This window comes from Aureimonas sp. AU20, from assembly GCF_001442755.1.
Classification (GTDB): Bacteria; Pseudomonadota; Alphaproteobacteria; order Rhizobiales; family Rhizobiaceae; genus Aureimonas.
This window is the reverse complement of record NZ_CP006371.1, coordinates 60781-84092: the sequence shown is the minus strand read 5'-3', so window position 1 is coordinate 84092 and position 23312 is coordinate 60781. Positions and strand designations below refer to the sequence as shown.

The 23312-nt window shown below is 61.5% G+C and carries 18 protein-coding genes and 2 pseudogenes; 9 read left to right on the top strand and 11 right to left on the bottom strand.

Going from position 1 to position 23312, the window contains the following annotated elements:
- Positions 1-55: 55 nt before the first annotated feature.
- The 10 genes and pseudogenes from tnpB to M673_RS22760 all read right to left on the bottom strand — a co-directional run bounded on the left by tnpB (position 56) and on the right by M673_RS22760 (position 9823).
- Positions 56-412: an IS66 family insertion sequence element accessory protein TnpB gene (gene tnpB / locus M673_RS22800; RefSeq protein ID WP_061976826.1), complete on the bottom strand. Its 357-nt coding sequence runs from the start codon at positions 410-412 to the stop codon at positions 56-58.
- Positions 409-864 carry an IS66-like element accessory protein TnpA gene (gene tnpA, locus M673_RS22795; protein WP_148640090.1) on the bottom strand — a complete coding sequence of 152 codons (456 nt, stop codon included), beginning with the start codon at positions 862-864 and terminating at the stop codon, positions 409-411. Before tnpA ends, tnpB begins: the two co-directional genes overlap by 4 nt.
- 131 nt (positions 865-995) lie before the next feature.
- Positions 996-1292, bottom strand: a pseudogene (locus M673_RS25240) (diguanylate cyclase domain-containing protein); the annotation flags it as partial.
- 123 nt (positions 1293-1415) lie between these two features.
- Positions 1416-3347 carry a putative bifunctional diguanylate cyclase/phosphodiesterase gene (locus tag M673_RS22790; RefSeq protein WP_061979039.1) on the bottom strand — a complete coding sequence of 644 codons (1932 nt, stop codon included), beginning with the start codon at positions 3345-3347 and terminating at the stop codon, positions 1416-1418.
- 46 nt (positions 3348-3393) lie between these two features.
- Entirely contained in the window at positions 3394-3606 is a 213-nt protein-coding gene (locus tag M673_RS24395) for a hypothetical protein (protein WP_148640238.1), read from the bottom strand.
- Between the two features lie 330 nt (positions 3607-3936).
- The gene (locus tag M673_RS22785; RefSeq protein WP_061979038.1) at positions 3937-5118 is read right to left on the bottom strand and encodes a GGDEF domain-containing protein; all 1182 of its coding nucleotides are present in this window, start codon (positions 5116-5118) and stop codon (positions 3937-3939) included.
- Positions 5119-5357: 239 nt separating this feature from the next.
- Positions 5358-7715 carry a bifunctional diguanylate cyclase/phosphodiesterase gene (locus tag M673_RS22780; RefSeq protein WP_061979037.1) on the bottom strand — a complete coding sequence of 786 codons (2358 nt, stop codon included), beginning with the start codon at positions 7713-7715 and terminating at the stop codon, positions 5358-5360.
- A gap of 44 nt (positions 7716-7759) precedes the next feature.
- A pseudogene (locus M673_RS24385) lies at positions 7760-8946 on the bottom strand (PAS domain-containing protein); the annotation flags it as partial.
- A 200-nt stretch (positions 8947-9146) separates the two neighbouring features.
- Positions 9147-9527 carry a PIN domain-containing protein gene (locus M673_RS22765; RefSeq protein ID WP_187301370.1) on the bottom strand — a complete coding sequence of 127 codons (381 nt, stop codon included), beginning with the start codon at positions 9525-9527 and terminating at the stop codon, positions 9147-9149.
- Between the two features lie 8 nt (positions 9528-9535).
- Positions 9536-9823, bottom strand: coding sequence for an AbrB/MazE/SpoVT family DNA-binding domain-containing protein (locus M673_RS22760; protein ID WP_082640084.1), 288 nt, complete (start codon positions 9821-9823; stop codon positions 9536-9538).
- A 344-nt stretch (positions 9824-10167) separates the two neighbouring features.
- On the opposite strand from M673_RS22760, the gene M673_RS22755 reads away from it, so the two are divergent.
- From M673_RS22755 to M673_RS22740, 4 genes are all read left to right on the top strand, one after another.
- Positions 10168-10788, top strand: a complete 621-nt coding sequence (locus tag M673_RS22755; protein ID WP_061979032.1) for a recombinase family protein — start codon at positions 10168-10170, stop codon at positions 10786-10788.
- Positions 10789-11156: 368 nt separating this feature from the next.
- Positions 11157-12335 carry a dsDNA nuclease domain-containing protein gene (locus tag M673_RS22750; protein ID WP_082640083.1) on the top strand — a complete coding sequence of 393 codons (1179 nt, stop codon included), beginning with the start codon at positions 11157-11159 and terminating at the stop codon, positions 12333-12335.
- Positions 12332-12895 carry a hypothetical protein gene (locus tag M673_RS22745; protein WP_148640237.1) on the top strand — a complete coding sequence of 188 codons (564 nt, stop codon included), beginning with the start codon at positions 12332-12334 and terminating at the stop codon, positions 12893-12895. The genes M673_RS22750 and M673_RS22745 overlap by 4 nt, the downstream gene beginning before the upstream one ends.
- Positions 12892-14805: a hypothetical protein gene (locus M673_RS22740; protein ID WP_061979029.1), complete on the top strand. Its 1914-nt coding sequence runs from the start codon at positions 12892-12894 to the stop codon at positions 14803-14805. Before M673_RS22745 ends, M673_RS22740 begins: the two co-directional genes overlap by 4 nt.
- 312 nt (positions 14806-15117) lie before the next feature.
- On the opposite strand, the gene M673_RS22735 is transcribed toward M673_RS22740, so the two are convergent.
- Positions 15118-15678 (bottom strand): TetR/AcrR family transcriptional regulator, encoded by a 561-nt coding sequence (locus M673_RS22735; RefSeq protein ID WP_061979028.1) that lies wholly within the window; start codon positions 15676-15678, stop codon positions 15118-15120.
- A gap of 113 nt (positions 15679-15791) precedes the next feature.
- Between M673_RS22735 and M673_RS22730 the strand changes: the two genes are divergently transcribed.
- From M673_RS22730 to M673_RS22710, 5 genes are all read left to right on the top strand, one after another.
- Positions 15792-16490, top strand: a complete 699-nt coding sequence (locus M673_RS22730) for a glutathione S-transferase family protein (RefSeq protein ID WP_061979027.1) — start codon at positions 15792-15794, stop codon at positions 16488-16490.
- A 431-nt stretch (positions 16491-16921) separates the two neighbouring features.
- A complete protein-coding gene (locus M673_RS22725; RefSeq protein ID WP_061979026.1) occupies positions 16922-19303 on the top strand; it encodes a PAS domain-containing protein in 2382 nt (793 codons plus the stop codon).
- A complete protein-coding gene (locus M673_RS22720) occupies positions 19296-19679 on the top strand; it encodes a response regulator (protein ID WP_061979025.1) in 384 nt (127 codons plus the stop codon). The genes M673_RS22725 and M673_RS22720 overlap by 8 nt, the downstream gene beginning before the upstream one ends.
- A 234-nt stretch (positions 19680-19913) precedes the next feature.
- On the top strand, positions 19914-22358 hold the full coding sequence (locus M673_RS22715) for a PAS domain-containing sensor histidine kinase (protein ID WP_061979024.1): 2445 nt from the start codon (positions 19914-19916) through the stop codon (positions 22356-22358).
- 10 nt (positions 22359-22368) lie between these two features.
- On the top strand, positions 22369-22758 hold the full coding sequence (locus M673_RS22710; RefSeq protein ID WP_061979023.1) for a response regulator: 390 nt from the start codon (positions 22369-22371) through the stop codon (positions 22756-22758).
- The last annotated feature ends 554 nt before the right edge of the window (positions 22759-23312 follow it).

Here is a 23312-nt window from a genome sequence, read left to right as displayed (position 1 = left end):
AGAGCCAGTGAATCACCTCCCAATCCCAGCGGCAACAGGCTTTGCCGCTCCTACGTCAGCCTGGCAGAGCCGGCACACGGGTCTCCCGCACGGCATGGACGCGGCGCCAGTCGAGGCCTTCCAGGAGCGCCGAGAGCTGGGCCGCTGTCAGATGCAGCACGGCGTCCTGCGCCTTCGGCCAGCGGAACTCGCCGTCCTCCAGGCGTTTGGCGACGAGGACGACGCCCGTGCCGTCCCAGAACACCAGCTTGATCCGATCGGCCCGCTTGGCGCGGAACACGTAGACCGCGCCCGAGAAGGGATCGGCGCCCATCGTGTCGCGCACCAGGGCCGCCAGCCCTTCGGCGCCCTTGCGGAAGTCCACCGGCTTGGTCGCCACCATCACCCGGACCGAGCCCGAGGGGCCGATCACGATGAGCCCTTCAACGCCTGTATCACCGCCGTGATCGTGCGCGGGTCGGTGCCATTGGGGATCCGCACCGAGACGCCGTCGATCTCCAGTTCGATCGTTGGGCCTGCCTTGCCGGCGGAGCGCGGACGTCGCTTGCGCGCCGGACCCTTAGTCTCCACGCTCGCCGCCGCGACCACCACCGGCACGAAGCGTTGCTCGATGACCGGTGAGGGCAAAAGCGGCGAAGCTCGATCGGCGTCATTCATCGGTCCGCGAAGCTGGCGGCGCCAGGTGAAGAGCTGGGAATGGCCGAGCCCATGGCGGCGAGCCACCGCGCTCACGCTCTCCAGGCCCGAATAGCTCTCGGCAACGATCGCAGCCTTCACCTCATCGCTCCATTCGCGCCGACGGCCCGCGCCCGTGAACACCTCGAACCGCCGAACCGGCTCCGGGCCAGCATCGGCACATGACATCGACATAGCTCCAAGCCCTCCTGCAACGCGAAGGGCTCAGACTCGACGCCTACCTCGCCCTCAGCAAGGTGCGGTCGGGACGACGCTTACGTTCAAAGCGAGATCGCTTGACGCCTATCCGGCAAGCCGCCTCACGTGGGTATCTCCGTACGTACAAGCGGTCCCCTTGCGCGTACGCTTCGCTTCGTACAGGGCGGCGTCGGCTCTGCGGAGGATCCCCTCGCGTTCGGGCGGTCTCGACCGAACCAAGCGACGCCGACCGTCCCTGACATCCTTGCCATTTGTCCGGACACCTCTGTGACTATGTCCAAGTCGCTAAGCGACCGATGGATTAGTCGGTGGACCTGCGAACAGTTCGGGGCACGGGACAGGATGGCCACGAACTTGTCTCCCTCAAGGCGCGGGGCGAAACATTCTTCGAATTGCTCGCTTTGTAGCCTGTGTCCACTTGGCGCAGATCATCGTCTCCGGCCTCCGCCGCTAGGTGCCGCGTTTCAAGCACTGACAGCCTGTCGATGACGCTCGGGGATATCGACTTTCTAACCGATAGGTTACAGCTTCTCCTCCGAGCGCTCATGGCGTCTGCTCCCTACAGACGCGGCCTGCCTTAGTTTATCTTTGTTCCATTCGAGGAAGGAATCGATTGGCATGGGTCTGGCGAAGAGGTAGCCCTGGAACGAGGGACACCCAAGTTCGAGCAATGCATCGTATTGACGCTCGTCCTCTACACCCTCCGCGATGCAGGCCATGCCCATGCGGTCGCAAAGCGCGAAGATGCCCGCCAACATCTCGCGACCGCCGGGCTTATCGAGGTCGACGATGAACCCCCTGTCGATCTTGACCTTATCGATCGGCAGGCGCCGGAGGTACTCAAGGCTTGAGTAGCCCGTACCGAAGTCGTCGAGGGCGATTAGGGCTCCAACCGCTCTCAACATCGCGATAGACGTCTCGGCTGCCTCCAAGTCGTGCAAGAGGGAAGTCTCGGTCAGTTCGAAAATAAGACTGCCGGGATAGACCGAAGACCTTCGGATCATGGTGAGCAGGCTGAGCATCGTTTTCGGGCTGGCGAGGTCGTGGGCCGAAAGATTGAAGGAGAGCCTCACACCTGGCGGCAGGCTTTCGGCGCACTCCAGGGCTTTGGCGAACAGCACGAGCGTCATGCGGTGGATCGCGCCGGTTCGCTCGGCGATGGGAATGAATACAGCCGGCGACACGGTTCCGAGCTGAGGGCTGGTCCAGCGCGCGAGTGCCTCGACCGCAAGAGCGCCAGCCTCGGCGCCTTCCACGATAGGTTGGACGACGACCTCAAGCTCCCGCTCGAGGTCGGCGGCCTGGAGTGCCGCCTCGATCTGCCGGTCGTCCCGAACGCGCTGCGCATGCTCCGCCGAATAGACGGTCACTGTTCCTCGGCGGTCCCGCTTGCTAGCGTACAGTGCATAGTCCGCCGCGTCGTACAGACTCCCCTCGCTGCGCGGTTCGCGACCCATGGCAATTCCGCACGACGCTCCCAGGGCCACGGTAGCGACCTGAAGGACGAATGGCCGCGTGAGTTCGCTGCAAGCCTCCTCGGCCAGCGCCTTGACCATCGCGGCGTCCGCATCGAGGATGAAGGCGAACTCGTCACCGCCGAGCCGGACCATCACTGCTTCCGCGGGAAACACATCCAACAGGCGCTTGGCAACCTGCTGAAGCAGCTCGTCGCCCGCCGCATGACCGTAGCTATCGTTGACTGCCTTGAAGCGGTCGAGGTCGAGCACGCCGACGGATAGCTTGAGACAGGAGAGGATGTCGCGGGGTGCTGCCGCACGGCGCTCGAGCTCGGCAAAAAAGTGCCGGCGGTTCGGTAGCCCGGTGAGATGGTCGGACAGTGATAGAGCGGTCACGGCGCCGTTAAGCCGAACCCGCTCGGCGAAGCTCCGGTGATTGTTGAATAGAACGCGCATCATCACTAGTGTAACGAGGAGGATATTAACGGCAATAGCGGCGTAGACTGGGTCACCGAGCGATGCGTAATAGACGAGATAGGGTATTGTCACAGTGACAGTGGTCGATACCGCCGCTTGAGGAAGCGGGAAGAGGCAGAAGATACACCCGATCACCGTGATCGCGATGTAGATAGCAATGTGGGCCTCTTCGGCACTCCCGCCATAATGCGTGAGCATGAGGGCCCATGCCACGAAGGCCAAAGCGATGGCGACGCCCAACACGACCGTGCGTTGCAGGTAGGCGATCGCCAGATCGGGCGAGATGTTCGACGTCGGGCGCAGGTGCCATGTTACCAAGCGGAGGATGCCGACACTGATCAGCGCACCTGGAATCCAAACCGTCAGCCAAGTCGGTGCCAATTCGTAGTGGGTATAAGCGGCGGCTGCGGTGTTGACTGCGAGCAGCACGTACAGCATCGGAACTTGCTGGCGAAGCTCGGCGAACTGGGCGACGGCCAGTTCTGGCTCAAGTGTTCGCAGCTTCATCCATTCGATCATGTTCGACACTCCGTCCCGACACTCAAGCCGGACGGGCGAGACCGTATCAGGATGATGTGAACGCAGCCTTCAGCCCCACGGTTAAAATACTTCTGCGAATATGACGGTGACGGGCACAGTTTAGCAAAACCGAAATTACGGAGAACGGTGTTCCGCCCAAGATGCAGGTGTAGGCTGGCGAAGGGTTAACTTCGGCATTGCCCAGCATTAGGTTGTTCATCGGCGCGACCACCTGTCCCGCGACGATCGGATCGAACATCTCTGCCTCAACGTCATACGACGGAACTCATGGGGGCCGAAGATGCTGGTACGAACCCCTCGAGGGGGGCCCTAGCGCGAAACCTCAACAAGCGTGGATACAATGGCCCTGAGCCCGGGGCGGTTGTCAGCGTTCTCGAGCGTCTCGCCTAGTTGCTCTTCGGCGCCCTTCGCCTCGCTAGGGTCGCCGACTACGAGCCGGAAGCAGCTGTGATGTGGAGAGCGAAGCCCCCGGAATCTTCCACTGACTAGCCAAGCTTGTGGCTTGACGACAAGTGCGGCGCGCGATTCTACAGGCGTGGCAGCGTGTCGCCTCACTCGCCCGCGCCCATCATGCCACCGGTTTCGCCCGAACGAGTGTCTGCAGTCGAATCACGTTGGCGTCCTTGCGATCGTCCTTCCTGCCCGGCTTGCCAAAATTGTCGTCGATAACCCGATCTCGCCCCTCCTCCTTCGCCCGGTAAAGCGCCATGTCCGCGCGTTTTATGGCGCAGTCGAGGTCCTCTTGCCCCACTCTCATGGCGACCCCAACGCTTGTGGTGAAGGCAATAAGCTTCCCCCCCACCACCGACGGCCGCTCCTTCGCCGCCCTGCGAATGGTATCGGCAAGAGCTGTCGCCTCGCCGAGCGACGGGCGGGAGCTGGCGATCAGGAACTCCTCGCCACCAAGGCGCACCACGAGGTCGTCGGCGGCGACGGCTCGAGTCATGCGGCCAGCGAAGTCGCGCAGGACCTCATCGCCGCCGTCGTGCCCGAAGCGGTCGTTCACGAGCTTAAAGTTGTCGAGATCGACGAGTAGGAGGCTACGCACGTTTGCGCCCTTGGTCATCGCGTCGGCCAGCCCTGAACGGTTGAGGACACCAGTCAGAAGATCACGATGTGCGGTGCGCAGGACTGTGCGGTAGTCGCGCTCGCCTAACATGGCGATGACGGCGAGTGTGAACACGATCGTTACGACGTGGTCAGTCAGTAGAAACAACGAGTCTCCTACCACTGCGGTAAACCAGATGCCCTGGAAGAGGCTGACGGCCAGGACGGCAGCGACGTTCAAGGTGACAGCATACGCCGAGATGCTGCGCGGACCGAAAACGCCAAGGCGCCGCCGGAACACATAGACGACTTGTGCGAAGGCAATGGCGCAATAGGCCAGCAAGGCGCCGCGCTCGCCCAGCGCCCAATCACCCGTCAGTTCGCCGACGACGAAGCAGGTGCTGATGGGGACGAGCGGCAGCGTCGTCAGCCGACGGTTTATCGGTCGCTTGCCGTCGAAGAGACGGAACCCTGCCCACAAAAGTATGTCCGCGGCCTTAAGACACGAAAGCCCGGCGCTGCTCCAGAGCGGTGTGCTCGGGGCAAAGGGAAACAGCGAGTTCACCAAGCCGTAGAGAAGCAGCCCGCCGCCCCAGTATGTGAGGCAGGCGTCTTTTCGCTGGTTCAACCACAGCGACATGCAGGTCAGACCGCAGGCTAGATTGACCAGCGCGTCGGTGAAGTGAAGGGTAGCGTTGTCCATGCTGATCCTCGGTCAGGCGTTCGCTGCACGGACCGCACACTCACCGATCGTATACCCAGGTTGTTTAAGGGTAGGTTGTTGAAACCAAGAGGAATGGCTCAGCATCCGAGGGAGATGGCATTGGTGGTGGCAGCCTAGCGTTCCAGGACGATGTTTCCAACATCTGCAAGGAGAGAGGTGTGAGCTCTCACCGCCCCTTCGTCTGAAGCGCATCAAGGATATCTACAGGCACCCTATGCCTACGCTGATCGCCTGGCGTTTCGGTCGACGAGAGACATTCGCTCGGGACGACCAATTAGGTAGCCCTGGATCGCATCGCAGCCGATGGAGCGGAGGAGTGTGAGTTGGGATTCGGTTTCTACGCCTTCAGCTAGAATGGCGATTTCTAGCTTGCGGGCGATGTGTGTAATGCCTTCCAACACAGCCATAGAGTGTCGGTCTGTCTCTGCGGTCGCAACGAAGGAACGATCGACCTTGATGCGGTCAAGAGGGAAGTCTCTCAAATGCGAAAGTGACGAATAACCCGTGCCGAAGTCGTCCATCGCTACGGACACACCTAGACGACGGATCGCTCCGAGAATATCTGCGATTTTTTGCCCGTCCTCTACGATGGCGGTCTCGGTCAGTTCGATCTCTAACCTTCGCGCCGGAAGGCCGCTCGATGCCAAGGCCTGTGTCAGATGCGACAGCAGCAACGGTGAACGGAACTGGCAGGGTGACACGTTGACGGCAACGTACGCGTCGTCGTCGAAAGAGGCTGCCTGGTGGCAGGCTTCCTGCAACACCCAGGCACCGATCGCTACGATCTGTCCCGTTTCTTCCGCCAACGGGATGAAGCGAACGGGCGGTATGTTCCCCAGTTTCGGATGCTCCCAGCGGATCAACGCTTCGTAGCCAATGATGCGGTCGTCCGAGAGAGCGAGGACAGGCTGATAGGCCAGATGCATTTCGCCGCGCTCGATGGCCGTGCGCATGTCCGTCTCCAACTGAACCCTCTCAGAGACCGCCTCCAACATGCCGCAGGTATAGCAACTGGCGACGCCGCGTCCGTTGCGCTTGGACTCGTACAGCGCGATATCGGAGAACTGCATGAGCTCCGCGGCATCGCGAGCGTCATCAGTGCAGCACATGCCGATGCTGCATCCGATGTTGAGTGTAATCTCGCCGATGCGGAAAGGGAGGGCGATAGCCTGCAGCACTTGTGTCGCCACCGCCGTCGCCTTCTCGAGGTCCCCGTAGACAAGGAGGGCCAGCTCATCGCCGCCGAGACGCGACACGAATCCGTCCGGACCGGCGATCTCGGTGAGACGTGAGGCAACCTCGATGAGAAGGAGGTCGCCGACGGCGTGACCATAGGTGTCATTGACTGGCTTGAAGCGGTCGAGGTCGAGCAGAAGGAGCTTGAACCTGCGCTTGGGATGGTAGTCCCGTTCCATTCGCGCGTTCAACGCTCGGCGATTGGCAAGCTTGGTCAATGGATCGCAAAATGCCAACTCCGCGATGCGGCGCTGCGCTTCACGGTCCTTTGTGACATCGTTGAACGTGATGACGGTTCCGCCCCCGCTCACTGGACGGATCTCAACCTCCATGACACGCCCGTCGTCCATGGAATAGTCAATTTGCGTAAAGCTCCCGACGCTCCACCATTCGTCGAGACGGCGGCGAGCTTGGTCGCGTCGTTCCGCCGTCCACGCTTGCCGGTCTCCAACGAGTTGGATGAGTTCGTCGGCCGACTTCCCGATGAGATTGGCCTGATCGTCAAAGCCGTAGAGGTCGAGATAGCGCCTGTTGTAAAGGCGCACTCTGTCCTCCGCATCGAGATAAACTAAGGCATTCGACATGTTGTTGAGCGCCGTCGAAAGAACGGTTGAATGCGCCCTTTCCTGGGCATCGAAGCGTCTAACTGTGAGGATCGTCAAGAACGCGCCGAGGAAGAGCACGGCCGCTCCGATGGCGGTGAACACGCTCAGCGTAACGTTCTCATGCGCGAACACCGTCTGTCCGGAGATCTGCTCCAACTCTGTCCCTGCGACAGCCGTAAAGTGAGTGCCGCAGACGGCGAGTGTGAACAGCGCGCAGACGAAACGCGGCGACGCAAACCGTGCGGAGGGGCCGCACGCCAACGCGAGGCAGCATGCTCCTATGGCAACGCCTAAGCTTCCTGTAAGGATCGAATGGCTTTGCAGGCAACCTTGGATCGCCAACATCCCGGCGTAGTGCATGACGCCGATGCCAACCCCTCCGACAGCACCAAGCGTGGCACGAACTTGCCAAGAGGGAGCGATCGCTGAGAACGCCAGCGGCAGCCCGACCAGCAGGACGGCGACCAAGGCCGAGGCTGCGGTGATCGGTCCATTGTAGGACAGCATCATGTCTGGCCGATAACCGAGCATGGCGACGAAATGTGTCGTCCATACACCAAGGCCGGCGACCAGGGCTGTCCCCAGCAACCAGTGCCGGCGATGAACTGCGGTCACCTCGCCGACCTTTCCTCGCAGTGCGGCGAGGAGCCATCCCGCGACAACGCAGATGACCAATGCCGTTACGACGAATCCACCGGAATGCAGGGAGGCGAGATGCAGGAGCTGATGGGTCATCGGGTCAACTTGCCTGAAACATCTGAGTATGTCGTCAACGGCTCGACGGCACGCCGCTCCTCGATGTCGATCAGGACACCGGGGAAGCTCAGCGGTGTACCGTCGGACGCGGAGTTCACGCGCCCGTTGGCCTCCAGCCAGTAGTAGTTCCCGTCGGCGCGCCGCGTGCGGTATTGGTGGGCATAGGAGCCGCTATGGCAGCCGCGAGCGCCTCGCGGTCGTCCGGGTGGACGGTGTCGATGACCTGCGCCATGCTCAACCCCACTCGGCCGAAGTCCGGGTCGAGGCCGAAAGCACGGGCAAAGGATTCGTCCACCGTAAATCGGTCGTTCACGAGATCGTAGAACCACGTGCCGATGATGGTGCCGGCGTCGAGCGCCAACTGCACCCGCTCGATGTTCTCGCGGGCGATCGCCTCGCTGGCGCGCAACGCCGCTTCGGCCTCCTTGCGTGCGGTGACGTCGTTGAAGAAGATCGCGATCTGCCGTTCGGCCGGGTCACCGACGCAGATGGCGCGAACGTCGAACCAGCGTGAGAATGGCTGGGCATAGTTCTCGAAGGTCGCGGCTTCCCTGGTCCGCGCCACATGCCCGTAGGTGTCGAACCAGAACTGCTCCAGGTTCGGCGCGAACTCTGTCACCCACTTGCTGCGAAGGTTGACGCCCGCCTGCCGCTCGAAGGCCGGGTTGGCTTCAAGGAAGCGGTAGTCCACGGGGCGGTCGTCGGCGTCGAAGCGAACCTCGACGAGCGTGAACGCCGTGTCGATCGTCTCCAGGAGCGTCCTGAACCGTTCCTCCGACACGCGCAGGCGCTCGCCCGCCAGTCGTTGGGCGGTGCGGTCGCCTAGGATCTTGACGAAACCACGGTGGGTCCCCTCGTCATCGTGAAGGGGCATCATCTCCCCGGATGCCTAGAACCGGGAGCCATCCTTGCGCAGGTGCCAGCGCTCGTCCGCGGCGCTCCCATCGCTTAGGGCGGTTCGCATCTCGGTCTCGATGCGTCCGATGGCGCGGTCCTCGGGGGTGAAGAACCGTTCGGCGGACTGGCCGACCATCTCGCCTGCCGACCAGCCCATCGTCAGTTCGGCGCCGCGATTCCAGTCAGTGACGATGCCCGACTTGTCCGTGACGACGATGCCAAAGTCGACGGCGCTGTCGAACACGGCCTCGCGGCGAAGCAGGCGTTCGGACTCGACTGCCTGGCCACGCAGACGGATGACCTCGGTTTCCAGCTCCTGGCGAGAGAGATTCCACTTAGCGTTCCACCGGAATTGTTTTATTTATTGAGGGCCTTCTAACGCACCGTCGCAAGCTCGTAATCTGACTTTTTCGTCGCTGCGAGGGTGGGTCATATGAACGGCTGAGGTGACCGTCTCGTCATGAGCAACACCGCTTCCCTTGTCCTTAGGAAATTCGTTCTCCACTTAGGCAGCTACCTAAACTGCTCGACACGCAGTCCGAGATCACGCGCGACCTTCGACCAAGCTTTGTCAGCCGTGACGACTGTCACTGCAAGCTTTTGCCCGAGCGCCAAACAAGCACGATCTCCATGGCTTAATCCAAACGGTTTGGTGAGAGCAAACATGCCGCCTGCCCGCACGGCAAGATCGAAATTCAGAGGATGAACGACGAGGCCGAGGGCACAAACGAGTTGCTCGGCTTCCTCCACACTCATACCGGTTTGACAGAGCTTCGAGATCGCTTCCTGAACCGTCAAAGTGGAAACCGCAGCTCCCTCATCGATCCATCTCTCGACCTTTGTCGCGCCTTTTTCGGCGAAGGCATAGGCGAGGATAGCGGAGGTGTCGATCACGCAAGCCGTCACGAACCTGACACCTCGTGTGAGGATGCGGTCTGCTCGTTCTCACGCGCAGCCTCGGCTCGCTTCTCTTGCAGAAACTCTTCCACGATACTGACGCCAGGCTGAGCGTACTTCTTGGCAATCTCCTGGGCCCGTTTGCGTCTAAGCCGCGCCGTGGTCAGAGTGACATGATCGCCCTCAGCTTCGACTAAAACCTTATCTCCCTTCATCAGCCCAAGGGCCTTTCTAAGGGCTGCTGGTAGGACGACGCGCCCATTATCTTGCAGTGGCAATTCGTAGACGACCATCACATAACCTCAAAAATGGGTGATACAATCAGGATTCCCCTATAAGGGACTGTACCTAATGTTTTGACCATGCTGACATTCGCTGGATGGGCGAACTATCACGCCGGGTCTGCCAAATTTTCTATAAAATGGCATATTCAGTCAATTTGTAAAACCCAAGACAGCTAGCCCTCCGACGACAATCCTGTCACCGTCTGCCTGCGAGGGCGCATCTATTCGTGGCATCCATGTGCTAAATTGATCGGTTTTGGACAGGAAGCTTCGCCCCTGACCAAATGATAGGTATCCGTCCTAACGGACATGCCCTATAAGATCGTGGCGTTTTCGGTCGGTTTCGAGCCCCAATGTCCCGAACTTTTGCCTATGTCCGCGTCTCCACCAACGGCCAAACTACGGAAAACCAGATCGGCGAAATCCGACAGGCCGGTTTCGACATTCACGCGCGGCGGGTTGTCTCCGAAACGGTCTCCGGTTCGATGGCCGCCGCCCAGCGCGAAGGGTTCGCTCGGCTTCTCGATCGAATGGAGGAGGGCGACATCCTCGTGGTCACCAAGATGGATCGGCTCGGCCGTAACTCGATGGACGTGCGGACGACGGTCGAGTTGCTCGCAGGCATGGGCGTGAAGGTCCACTGCCTCGCGCTGGGCGGTGTCGATCTGACGAGCTCGACCGGTCGCATGACAATGAGCGTCATCAATGCGGTCGCCGAGTTCGAGCGCGACCTTCTCATCGAGCGCACCCAAGCTGGTTTGATGCGGGCGAAGGAGCAGGGCAAGGTCTTGGGGCGCCCGCGAAGCCTGACAGAGGCGCAGAAGCAGGTGGTTCGCGAGAAGCTGGGGGAGGGGGCCTCGGTCTCCAAGCTCTCGCGCGACTATGGCGTCAGCCGGCAGACCATCCAAAGAGCTCGAGATGAAGCCAAGGCTACAAACGCTGCCGAGCTGAAAGAGTCGCTAGGGGCGAACTGACTACGGTCCTGGCAACCAGGTTCGTATGGCAGCTTTGCGCCCATCTAAGCCGTCCAAGTTAATTCCGCGCGATCCTGAAACCTGCCGTTCGTGAACGAACCCCCGAACGGCAGTCGAAACGACTGGCATTGGGACGAAGCCGTCATTCCGAAACAGCTTGCTGAACGGCGGCTTCTGTCACCAGCGGACATTCGCGTACCCGGCCTGTAACGATCCCCTTCCGATGGACATCATCCTTGCCGGCTGTAGGTGCGATGATCCGCATCGACCTACGCCTCCGTACACTTGTCGGATGTATCGCCCCGCGCTTATAGTTTGACGGGATGTGACAGCGGGGGCTGTGACAGTTAAGCCGAAAGCGCCGAGATCTGTCGTTAGAGACTGAAAACCTTGAGAACGACGAAGATGCCTGGCCATCGATCGATGACGCCCGCCCTTCCGAAGAAGGCGGCCCTATCGCGCGCAAGGGCTTCAACTATCAGGACGAGATCGCCGTCGGCTTCGTGCTGGAGATGTTGGACAACCCCCAGCTGGTGAAGATCCATTTTGAGACCCATGACGATCTGGTGCTCGTCTGGGCCAACGGCGCGCCGCCCCTAGTCGCTGAGTTTGTGCAGGTTAAAGGTGCCGAAGCGGACAAACTCTGGTCCGTCGCGGACCTTTGCCTGCGCAAGAAGCAGGCTGTCGGATCGTCGATCTTTGAGAAGTCTCTGGATCGCGACCAGCACGAAGAGACCGCGTGCTTCAGGATCGTCACCCTACGTCCGGTGGTTTCCGCTCTGACACCGCTAACCTACAAGCGGGGAAACGAAGCGCGGGCCATAGATTGCGACGAGATGGTCGCCCTTAAAGCGGACCTTGATGGAAGAATGCCCAACGTCGTGTCGAAACGGGGCAATGGGACCGGTTACTGGCTGGACAACTGCCAGTGGGACGCTCGCCACGACGAGGTGGCCGTCAAGACGCACAACAGGATGCGGCTCTTCGAGATCATGCAAGCCGCCGGAAGCCTACTTCTGCTAGAGCATATCGACATCCTACTCGATGAGCTGCGCAAGCTGGTGAAGACGGCCGGCGATGCGAAGTGGAAGCCGGATAAGGCCAAGAAAATTCTCACCCGCAAGGCCTTCTTGACCATGTGGGACGCGTGCCTGGCCAAGCTGAAGGACGACGCCGCTCAGCCTTCGGGCGGCAAGCTAATCGAGAAGATGAGTAACGCCTCCCTCACAGGAACGGTGGTAGCCATGGCCGTCGATATGCGGCTTGATTACGCCCGCTCCGTACGGACTTCGCGCTACATGCAGCCGGATGAAGCCAGTCAGCTTCAGGGGCGCGTCAAATCCGAGGTCCAGAACCTTAGTGCCAAACGCGCGGCCGGGACCCTCGATCTCGACGGTCCCGCCTTCCACGCGCTCTGCGTCGATCGGATGGATGCGATCAACGCTTCCCTGCCGGCGGACCAAGGCGACCGGTCCGCCTTCCTCAAGGGCTGCATGTACGACATCGCTGACCGGTGTCTTCTGCGCTTCGATCGGACGGGGTTGTGAAGTCTCTGTCGCGCCTCGGAACTCGTCCCGCTAGCCTCCCGCTGGCAGCCGACGACATCCTCGAATTTCACGCCGCACGGTTGCTGCTGCTCATGCATGTCTGCGGGACGGCGGGCCGGATCGATGGTCTAACCAAGATGGCCAAGCTCGACTTCTTCACCCGCTACCCGGACTTCTTCGATGCTGCGCGGGCGGCGACCGAACCCGATGCACAGTCCGCGCCCTTCGACCGTTCGGACGCCATCGAGTCCACGATGGTGCGGCATCACTACGGTCCTTGGGACAAGCGCTATTATCAGGTCCTCGCCCATCTTGAGGCGCGACGATTGATCACCGTGTCGAAGGTCAAAAATTCCTACCAGATTGCGCTGTCAACCGAGGGCGCGGAAAAGGCCAAGGCTCTCGCCAAACGCCCGTCCTTCGCCACGCTCATCGAGCGCCAGAAGGCCGTAAAGAAGGCCTTTGGTGGCAAGTCAGGAACCTTCCTAAAAACACTCATCTACCAGCTTTTCGACGAAGAGGTCGGTAAACGGCCCCTAGGACAAGTCATCACCAAATGAGCGCATCTTTCCTCTCAATCCGAACCCTGGAACGTCGGCTGGCGACCGGAAACGTTGAGTCGCTCACTTTTAAACCCGGCGTCAATGTCTTCGTCGGACGACCGAATACCGGTAAGACAAAGTGGCTGCAGACGCTCGATTTCCTGCTCGGCGACACCGGAGCCAACCCCTACGAGCAGAGCAACGAGGAAGGGCTCGCCGCGAAATATGATGCGGCCGCCGCGACGCTCTGCATCGCCGACGAGACGTTCCGGATCGAGCGCCGCTGGCGGGAGACCGGTGCCAAAGGGAAGGTCTTTGTCGACGACGAAGGCATGCTTGTGAGGGATTTCCAGCACTGGCTCATGGAGAAGCTGGGCATCCCGCTGCTGAACTTTCCCAGAGGCAACCCGATGTCCGGCCAGACTTGGCCGGAGCTCAGCTTCCGCACCCTGTTGCGGCACATCTTCCGCCAGCAGCGCTTCTGGAGCGGTCTCGTCGATCAACAGGCTGACACCGAGCAGCACGCCAGCCTGTTGCTCTTCCTCGGCCTAGCCGAACGCATCTACAGTGAGGACTACGGCAAGCTCGTGAATTTGAAGCTCAAGTCGATGCGGTTGAGAGCACGCCGTGAGCAGTATAGCGAGACCCTTAACGATCTAGCCAGCGGTCTCCTCGACTCGGAGGACGCCCCCCTTGGCGTGAATGAGGCCACCGTCACCGCTGCCATGAAACGGCTTCGGGACACTGTCGAGCGCCTGCATACCCGGAGGGGCGAAGTCCTGGCGGCGGCCAGCAACATCAGTCTTCCCGCATCCGATCGCTCGCGCGTCACCGAGCTTGGCCATGCGCGGGCCGCGGCCCTCGAAGAGGTGACGGCGGCGCGCCAGAAGCGACAGGGAGCCGAGGACAGGCTGGCCGAGGTCCGGCGATACCGCGCGGACCTCGCGGCCGAGATCGAACGAATGGGTCGGGTCGCCGACGCCAGCCAGTTGCTCGCCGATCTGAAAGTCACCCACTGCCCGGCCTGCGACCAAGGGATCATCCCCTATCTTAAGCCTGACCACTGCTTCGTCTGCCACCAGCATTTGCCCGAGGAGCCGGAGATCTCCGGGCTCGGCGAGGTTCGGCTCCGCTTCGAGCAGGATCGGCTGAACGCCGAACTGCTCGAAGCGGAGGAGCTCATCTCCGTTCTTGAGCGCGACGTTGACAAACAGACAGAGGCTTCGCAGGCCGCCGATGAAAAGCTGCGAACAATTGAGGTCGAGCTCGCGCCCGCCCGTCGCGCCGTAGCTGCCGTCGCCCAAGCCGATGTGAGCGCGATTGATGTGGCTCTGGGCAAGGCGGCGGAGCGGCAACGCCAGATGGACCGGGTGGCCGCAGCGCTCGAGTTGGGCAAGAGCCTGACTGAACAGGTCCAGGCCCTCGAAGACGAGATCAATCCGCTTCAGGAGAAGGTTGACGAGGCCAACCGATCCGTCGACTTCAACGCCGCCGCTCAGAAACTCGAAGACGGGATGAACGCCTACCTCGCCGCCCTCAATGCGCAGCGGCCGGAGACTTGGAAGCATAGCCCGGTTGAGGTCGATATCTCCAGGTCCACCAACAGCTTCCGGGTCGGGCGCAAGCGCTGGCAGATCGCCCTCGGCGGCACGGACTCCCTCTACTTCCTAATGGCCTACCAGTACGGGCTGCTCTCGCTAAGCCCCGTCCCCGGCATGCACTACCCGGGACTGTCCATCATCGACGTTCCGGGCGAGTTCTCAGGCGAAGAGGTCAAGGACAGCGAGAACTTCATTGTGCAGCCCTTCATCGACCTCCTCGCCGAGGAGGCGTTCGAGGGCGCTCAGTTGATCATCACGGGTGCCTCTTTCGAGGGTCTCAAGGGCGTCCACGTTCAGAAGCAGACCCACGTTCACGTGGCACGATAAAAAGTCCGACTGACAAGGGGCGGGCTTATAACTTCTGTACGGAAGCTCAAGGCTTCAAAGCTAATAGCCGCCGAAGAAAAAGCGAAAGGCCTACTTTGGTCGGAAGCTGCCGCTTGCCAGCAGTGTTTAACGACGGCTGCTTTCTCCTGTCGAGCTTCCGATAGCAGACGAACCGCTTTCGGCCCGTATCTGAAACCGATCGAAGGCAGGGGAGGGTGGTTGGCCGTTGGTCCGCTTCGGACTGGTTGGACACAAGAACCGGACGTAGGTATTCTGGAGTGCCAATGTGTCGCCGACCTTCGACCGATACCGTTATGGAAGAAGGCCGCTGCCTCGGTAGGCCGCAATGACATCATCGTAAGCTGAGATCTCGTTGCGTCCGTGCGCGATCATCTGAGCGCCGGAGATCGCGGCGAAGATCGCCCTGGCGCGAGGCCGCAGACGATCCGCGTCCTCAGCGTCCCCGGATGCCAGCACGCCGACGAGCCAGTGCTCGTTCATTTCTCCCCACCGAACCACCTCCGACCGGACGTCTTCAGGAAGTTCGTTGCGCTCGGCAGACAGCATTCCCGCCAGACACATGCGGTTGCCATTGAGGAGCGTGCGGCGGAACATGTCGGTGTAGTGTTTCATGAGGGTGCCGCGATCGGCGCCCTCAACCAGAAGTTCGTTGAGAAACGCCTCGTGCCGCTCGACGTATCGTCTCACGATCGCCACTACCAACTCTCCTTTCGTCGGGAAGTAGTAGTGGATGCTAGCGCTCTTTATGCCGACTTCCTTGGCCAACTCGCGGAAGCTAAGACCGCTATAGCCGAGGTCCTGAACGGTTAGCCGGGCAGCCTCCATGATCCTGTCTCTGGTCTTGGTGGTCATCTCCGCTCCCGACTGCCTGACAGTAGATAGGCTTTGACAAACCGAGTGGAAAGAGTCCACACGTCTCTTATGCCTACCTGCCGACAGGTTGGCGAAAACGACTGAGGGTTCCCATGACAGCCAAGCCTTGCCTCTTCACCTCGCCGTCCGCGTTCCCGAACCCGCAGCGCCTGCGCCTCTTCCTGCATGAGAAGGGCATTGCCGATCAGTTCGAGGAGCATGTTTACGACATGTCGCCAGGCGGCGAGCAGCGGCAGTGGCGTCACCTCAAGATGAACCCATGGGGCGAAACGCCGACCCTTCGGCTGGCCGATGGCAGCATCCTTTCAGAAACGGCGGCCATCGTTCGCTACCTTGACCAGGCCACTCCCGGACGCCGCATCATGGGCGAGACGCCGATGGACCAGGGCCTCGACGCGATGTGGGACAACCGCATCTGGGTCCACGTGCTCTACCGCATCACCACGATGTTCCACGTCCTGCATCAGGGTCTGGGACCCAAGCTCGAACTGACTCACAATCCGGCCTGGGGCGAGCACTGCCGCAAGGAAGCGCTTGCCCATGCGGGGCTGGTAAACCAGCACTTGTCGGATGGACGCGAGTGGATGCTGGGCAAGGACGCGCCGACCTTCTCGGACATTACGCTGGCGACGGCCATCGCCTTTTCCAAGTTCCCGGTGAACGCGACACCGCTGGACGAGCGGTTCGAGCACCTCGACGCCTTCTGGCGGCGTTGGCAGCAGCGGCCAGCGTTCCAAGCAGCCTACGCCGACCGCAACAGCGGCGTCACGGAACTGGACAATCCGAAATAGGTCAACCGCAAGCCATTCGGATACCGATTGTCGAGAACGCAGCGTACCGGGGGCGCACGGTGGCAGTCGGGGTCAACGCCTCGACCGCCATGGTCTCCCAAGCTCTTGCGATGTCCGCTGACAAGGTGAACTTTCGAGGCTAGAAGCGTCTCTAAGGGGTCGACAGCGGAACGGCAGCTTTCCTCACGATTGGCTCGAAAGCCGACGTTCCGCTTTCGGCCCGTATCTGAAACCGATTGGAAGGCAGGGGAGGGTGGAAAGGCGACGGTCCGCTTTCTGACAGTATGCGATAAAACCAGCCCTTCGGATGGGTAGGGCGATTCTTCGCAGCGACACCGCTTGCAACGCTAAGCCCTACGATGCAGTGCTTTCGCCAGCACAAGTGCTTGTCCTGCATGAGTGACCTACGGCCCATTTCGTCGAGTGCCTCCATGAACCTCCCCACCAAGACGGTACCGATCGTCAACTTGATGGAGCCGCAGCAGACCGCATGGCAGAGTGATGCGGCTTTGGCGGACGCGGACCGGGTGCAACTCGCCTTAGCGGCGGGCGCCATCATCGGCACGTGGTTCTGGGACATCCAAGCCGATCGCTTCACGATCGACGAGGCGTTCGCGGCTGCGTTCGGCCTTGATCCCGCCCTCAGCAGCGAGGGCATACCGCTCGCCCAGATCGTGGCCACGGTCCATCCCGACGATCAGGCGGGATTGGCCGCGGCGATCAACGAAGCGGTCGGACGTGGCGGGGCCTACGCGCACGAGTACCGGGTGCGCCGTCACACTGGCCGCTACCACTGGCTGGAAGCCAACGGGCGCGTCGAGCATGGCCCGGACGGCACGCCGATGCGTTTTTCCGGCGTCCTGATCGATGCCGCCTCCCGACGCCTGGAACGGATCCTCAGGGAGCTCAGCGAGAGATTGCGATCGCTGGACGACCCGCAGGACATGGCGCTTCTGGCGTCAGAAACGGTCGGTAAGGCTTTGGACCTGTCGCGCGTAGCCTACGGCGACATGGATGCTGCCGGGCGACACATTGTTATCGAGCAGGACTGGCTAGCGGACGGGCAAGCAAGCCTTGCCGGCACGCACGACTTCGAGACCTACGGCTCCTACATCAAGGCGCTCCGGCGCGGCGAAGACGTTGTCATCGACGATGTCGCCACCGATCCTCGGACCATCGACCAGGCGGCGAACTTCCGATCGATCAAGGTCCGATCCCTTGCCAACTTGCCCCTCATGGACCGTGACCACCTCAAGGTCGTGCTGTGCCTGAACCAGGACGGGCCGCGTGTCTGGTCCTCAGACGAGGTGCTGTTTGCCCGGCGCGTTATGGACCGCACCGAAGTTGAGATCGCGCGGCGCGCTGCCGAGCACAGGCTGCGCGAGTTGAACGCCGACCTGGAGCGCCAGGTCGCGGCGCAGACGGCCGAGCGTGACCGCATCTGGCAGCTCTGCAGCGATATGCTGGGGGTCGCCGACGACAAGGGTGTCTGGCTCTCGATCAATCCGGCCTGGACGCGCACGCTGGGCTGGCGGCAGGAGGAGATTGTCGGGCACACGTCGCAATGGATGGAGCATCCCGACGACGTCGCCAAGACACGTGCTGAGATCGGCCACCTGGCCTCGGGCCACGAGACGTTCGAGTTCGAGAACCGCCTCCGCTCCAAGGATCGCGGCTACCGGACCCTGTCCTGGACTGCGGTTCCAGAGAACGGGCTTCTCTATTGTATCGCCCGCGACGTCACCGACGAAAGGGCACAGGAAGCCGCCATCGCCGAGCAAACGGCGCAGCAGGATCGGACCTGGCGCTTCAGTCCCGACCTCCTGTCGGTCATCGACATGCCGAGCGGCGCGTTCGACCGAGTCAATCCGGCCTGGATGACAGCGCTTGGCTGGAACATCCGGGAGATCGAGGGGAAGCCTTATAACGATTTCGTCCATCCCGACGACGTGGCGGCGAGTCTGACCGCGTTCGAACGCGTGCGAGCCGGTCATCCGGTTCTTCAGTTCGAGAACCGATACCGGATGAAGGCAGGCGGTTGGCGTAGGCTATCTTGGGTCGCCTTCCCGGAGGGCGACAAGCTCTACTCCAGTGCCCGCGATATCACCACCGAGACCGAACAGGCTGCCGCCCTGGTCGACGCCAACGAACTGATCGCCGCCAAGGAGCGCGCTGAGCGGCAACAGCGCGAACTCCAGAACGAGATGGCGCACCGCATCAAGAACACCCTGTCCATGGTGAAGGCCATCGTCTCGCAGACCATGCGGCACGCCGAGACCAAGCAGGAAGCCGCCGTAACGATCGACCAGCGGATCGCGGCGCTGTCGAACGCACAGGACCTCCTGCGCCAGACGACCTACAGCAGCGCCACGATCCATGAGGTGGTGCGGGGCGCGCTGAAGGTTCATCTGGAAAGCGACGACCGGGTCACGATCAAGGGCGTTCGTCTGGACCTTCCGTCGCAGGCCGCGCTTGGGCTATCGCTGGCGATCCACGAGCTCGCCACCAACGCTACGAAATACGGGGCCTTGTCCAACGATACGGGTCACATCCGCATAAGCTGGCGGCAGGGGGCCGATGGCGCCTTCCGCTTTGAATGGCGTGAGGAGGGCGGCCCTGAGGTCGTGAAGCCTGCGCGCCGCGGCTTTGGCTCCCGTTTGACCAACCAGATCGTCCCCTCCTACTTCGAGGGCAGCGGAGAGACCGCCTTCACGCCGGAGGGCCTATGCTACGTCCTCAACGGCAAGCTTCCGACGGAAACGCCAACCTCGCCGGAACCAAGCCCCCGACGCCCTGTTGCAGACCATGGATGACATCGTGACTGACAAGTGTGTGCTGATCGTCGAGGACGAGCCCCTAATCCGCGTCGACGCCGTCGACATGGTTGAGGATGAAGGCTTCCCGGTCTGCGCCGCCTCGAACGCGGCCAAGGCGCTGGCAATACTCGAAACCCGCGACGACATCGGCATCCTGTTCACCGATATCGACATGCCCGGTGAAATGGATGGGCTTGAGCTGGCGCGCACCGTGCGCAAGCGCTGGCCACACATCGCCATCATCATCGTCTCGGGCCATACTCAGCTTTCGGATGCCCAGGTGCCGAAGGGAGGCGAATTCTTCTCCAAGCCCTACCTACGGGCGACCATTCTCAAGGCGTTGCATCGAGCTGATGCTCGCGTGGAAAACTGATCGGGCAGGCGCTATCTACCTTCAGCGAGTCCGTCTTTCAGGAGGTTGCTGCATCCGCGCAGTGGTCTGCGAGATGTCTGAAGCGGATAGTTCTCATCCAGCCTTCCACTTCCCCACCGCGGTGTTGCACGACGGGACAGCAAGATGCCCGTCAGCGATCAGTTGTGCCCCAGGCGACAACCGTCGTCCGCGAATGGTGAACATCCTTCCATCTCAGCCGTGGAACGCTTACGAATGGCGCAAGCGGTGTGCGATTGGGAACGGTTTCGACCTTTGAGCGACAGGATGACGGCGCGGGCATTTTCCGGCGCGGAGCAAGACCCCGGCAAAGTGCTGCCGATGGCAGACCAGATCTCGCATCATGACTGGTCAGGCACGCCACTCGGCTCGCATCGGCAGTGGCCTCAGAGCCTTCGCACCATTGTCGATATGATGCTGGCCTCGGGCCATGCGATCTGCTTGGCCTGGGGACCGGAGCAAACTTTTCTCTACAACAACGCCTATGCGCCGTTCCTCGGCGCCCGCCACCCGCAGGCGCTCGGCAGGCCGTTTGCCGAAGTCTGGCCCGATGTCTGGGCCGACATCGAGCCCCTCGTGACACGCGTCTTTGGCGGCGAGACCGTGACGTTCCAGGCCATGCCACTTGTCATGACGCGCAACGGGTATGCCGAGGACACGTGGTGGGACTTTTCCTACTCGCCTGTCCACGACGAGACGGGTGAAATCTCAGGCTTGCTGAATATCGCCTCAGACGCAACGCCCCGGATACTGGCGGAACGGGAACGTGACACTGCAACCGAGAAGCTGCGCGTCAGCGAGAGTGTCGCAAGGGCAAACTTCGAACGCGTCCAGTTGGCGCTTGGCGCGGGCGCCATCATCGGCACTTGGTTCTGGGACATCGGAGCCGATAGTTTCACGATCGATGAACCGTTCGCCAGGGCCATCGGTCTCGATCCGGCATTGGGACGCGAGGGCATCCCGCTCTCGCAGATCGTCGAGACGGTTCATCCCGACGATCAGGCCGGACTGGCCGATGCGATCGGCAAGGTCGTTGCCCGCGGTGGCCACTATGCGCACCAGTATCGCGTGCGGCGATTGGACGGGCACTACTATTGGCTGGAGGCGAACGGGCGCGTCGATCGTGCGCCGGACGGCACGCCGACGATGTTCCAAGGCGTTCTGATCGACATCGAGGAGCGGCGCGCCTCCGAGGACGCTCTGGCTCGCAGCGAAGCCACTTGGCGCACCGTCTTCGAGACTTTGCGCGAAGGCTTCATCCTCGGCCAATTGATCCGAGATGCGTCGGGTTATGTCATCGACTGGCGCTACGAGGCGGTGAACGATGCTTGGCATGACATCATCGGCATACCGCGCGGAACGGCAGCGGGACGGACCGTGCGTGAGCTGCTTCCCGGCATTGAAGACGAGTGGGTCAACGAGTTCGCGCGTGTCGTCGAGACCGGTCAGTCCGCTCGCTTCACGCGCCGGGTTGGTACGCTGGACCGTTGGTACGACGGCGTCGCGCAATCGATCGGCGATGATCGCTTCACAGTAATCTTTATGGACGTCACGGACCGTATCAAGCGTGATCGCCGCCAGGCAGCGCTTTTGACGCTGGCGGACGAACTGCGTGGTCGGTCAGACCTGGAGACCATCGTGACGGCGGCGGCGAGCTGTATGGCCGACGGCCTTGAAGTCGATCGTGTGGGCTCGGGCATCGTGAACCTTCGTGAGGATACGATCGACGTTCGGTCCGATTGGTGCGAACCGGGTATGCCGAGCGCAGTCGGGCGGCATGCGTTCTCGTCCTATGGATCGTACCTCGCCGACCTCAGACGCGGTGACATTGTTGCAGTCGATGACATCTACGAGGACGCACGAACTAGCGGCAGACATGGGGAGTTTGACGCGATCCAGACCCGGTCGTTCCTCGACCTGCCCATCAGCTTCGACGGCCGCCTCTATGCCGTGGTCTTTGCGCATTCTCGCACGCTTCATCCCTGGACCGACGGCGAGCGTCAGTTCGTCGAGCAGGTGAGCGACCGGGTTCGTGTGGCGTTGGCACGTCAGCGCATGGAGGACGCTCAGCGGGCCCTGACGCAGGAGATGTCGCACCGCATGAAGAACATGCTTGCCATGGTGCAAGCGATCGCGACCCAGACACTTCGGCAGGCCCACACGAGGGAAGAGGCCCGCGAGGCCATCTCCAGCCGGCTGTTGGCACTGGCGCGGGCGCAGGACATCCTGACGCGCACGAATTTCTCCGAAGCCGACGTGCGAGAGGTCGTCGAGGCGGCGATCGCACCGCATCGGCTGGCGGGCGAGCGCGTCGCCATGTCAGGCCCAAGGGCGGACCTGTCGGCGCAACAGGCGCTCGGCCTGAGCCTCGCCATCCACGAGTTGGGGACGAATGCCGCGAAGTATGGAGCCCTATCGAACGAGACAGGCCGCATCGAAATGATCTGGGACGTGGCCGACGGTGGATTCAAATTTCATTGGATCGAAACCGGGGGGCCCCTTGTTATCGTTCCGAAACGGCGCGGGTTCGGCTCCAAGCTGATTGAACGCATTGTTGCCTCTTACTTCGACGGCGAGGGCCATATTGAGTTTGATCCAGCCGGTATCTGTTTCACGTTGACCGGATCGCTCGTGCAGCCCGTAAACGCTCTCAAGACCTGACCGCGCATCAATGACCCAATCCTTAGATCCCGCCCGATACGCCGTTCTGATCGTGGAAGACGATGCTCTTGTGCGAGCCGAAGCGGTGGACCTGTGCGAGGAAGCAGGCTTTACGGCCTACGAGGCGCGTAACGCCGATCAAGCCATCCGCCTGCTGGAGCGCCATTCCGACATCCGTGTCCTGTTTACCGACGTAGAGATGCCCGGAACGATGGACGGTCTGAAGCTCGCGAGAGGCGTACGCGACCGTTGGCCACCGGTGGCGATTATCATGACGTCCGGACGCATCAAGGTAGAAGCATCAGACATGCCCGAGAACGGCCTGTTCTTCGCCAAACCGTATCCGCCAAAGGGCATCATCAAGGCGTTGAACGAGATCGCGACTCAGCTTCACACCTGATTCTCGTGAGCCGTGCTTTCATCGCGCGACAGAACGTTGCGTCGTCCTGTTCTTACCCTGGTCTTGCCCTCGATCTCCCGTGGGGGAGCCGGCCAAAACCCGTGGTCGCGTCCCGAAGGGCTGCCAGCTTCCTCCGTAGCTCGTAGGTGGGCTGTTGCACTTTGGCGTCGAGACCCCCCGTCTTCAATCCTTTCGAACGCATGCCGTAGTTTACAGACGAAAGGTCGAGGTGGTCCCGGACGCGCTGAGGTGCGAACGAGTTCTGGAATCGGCTACGGCCGCTTTCAGGTATAGGTTTTCGTCGCTCGAATTACCTTGACGGGTCGACAGCGGAATGGCGGCTTTCTACCCAGCCTGCTCGAAAGCTGCCAGTCGGCTTTCGGCCCTCACAAGATTGGGCAGAACGCTTAGATTGGGTGGAAGAACGAACCCGATTCACCTCATACTTCTCTGACATCGGAAAGGGGGCGGCATGGAGTATACGTTGGTAGGTCGATATTGAGCGTGCCCGAGACCCCTCCCACAGCCCCATTGCCAGCATCCCCACCGTTCCG

Excerpts from the sequence above, each read along its gene's own strand:
- tnpA (WP_148640090.1), bottom strand. The coding sequence starts at position 864 with ATGTCATGTGCCGATGCTGGCCCGGAGCCGGTTCGGCGGTTCGAGGTG.
- M673_RS22790 (WP_061979039.1), bottom strand. The coding sequence starts at position 3,347 with ATGATCGAATGGATGAAGCTGCGAACACTTGAGCCAGAACTGGCCGTC.
- M673_RS24395 (WP_148640238.1), bottom strand. The coding sequence starts at position 3,606 with ATGTTCGATCCGATCGTCGCGGGACAGGTGGTCGCGCCGATGAACAAC.
- M673_RS22785 (WP_061979038.1), bottom strand. The coding sequence starts at position 5,118 with ATGGACAACGCTACCCTTCACTTCACCGACGCGCTGGTCAATCTAGCC.
- M673_RS22780 (WP_061979037.1), bottom strand. The coding sequence starts at position 7,715 with ATGACCCATCAGCTCCTGCATCTCGCCTCCCTGCATTCCGGTGGATTC.
- M673_RS22760 (WP_082640084.1), bottom strand. The coding sequence starts at position 9,823 with ATGGTCGTCTACGAATTGCCACTGCAAGATAATGGGCGCGTCGTCCTA.
- M673_RS22755 (WP_061979032.1), top strand. The coding sequence starts at position 10,168 with ATGTCCCGAACTTTTGCCTATGTCCGCGTCTCCACCAACGGCCAAACT.
- M673_RS22740 (WP_061979029.1), top strand. The coding sequence starts at position 12,892 with ATGAGCGCATCTTTCCTCTCAATCCGAACCCTGGAACGTCGGCTGGCG.
- M673_RS22735 (WP_061979028.1), bottom strand. The coding sequence starts at position 15,678 with ATGACCACCAAGACCAGAGACAGGATCATGGAGGCTGCCCGGCTAACC.
- M673_RS22730 (WP_061979027.1), top strand. The coding sequence starts at position 15,792 with ATGACAGCCAAGCCTTGCCTCTTCACCTCGCCGTCCGCGTTCCCGAAC.
- M673_RS22725 (WP_061979026.1), top strand. The coding sequence starts at position 16,922 with ATGAACCTCCCCACCAAGACGGTACCGATCGTCAACTTGATGGAGCCG.
- M673_RS22720 (WP_061979025.1), top strand. The coding sequence starts at position 19,296 with ATGGATGACATCGTGACTGACAAGTGTGTGCTGATCGTCGAGGACGAG.
- M673_RS22715 (WP_061979024.1), top strand. The coding sequence starts at position 19,914 with ATGGCGCAAGCGGTGTGCGATTGGGAACGGTTTCGACCTTTGAGCGAC.
- M673_RS22710 (WP_061979023.1), top strand. The coding sequence starts at position 22,369 with ATGACCCAATCCTTAGATCCCGCCCGATACGCCGTTCTGATCGTGGAA.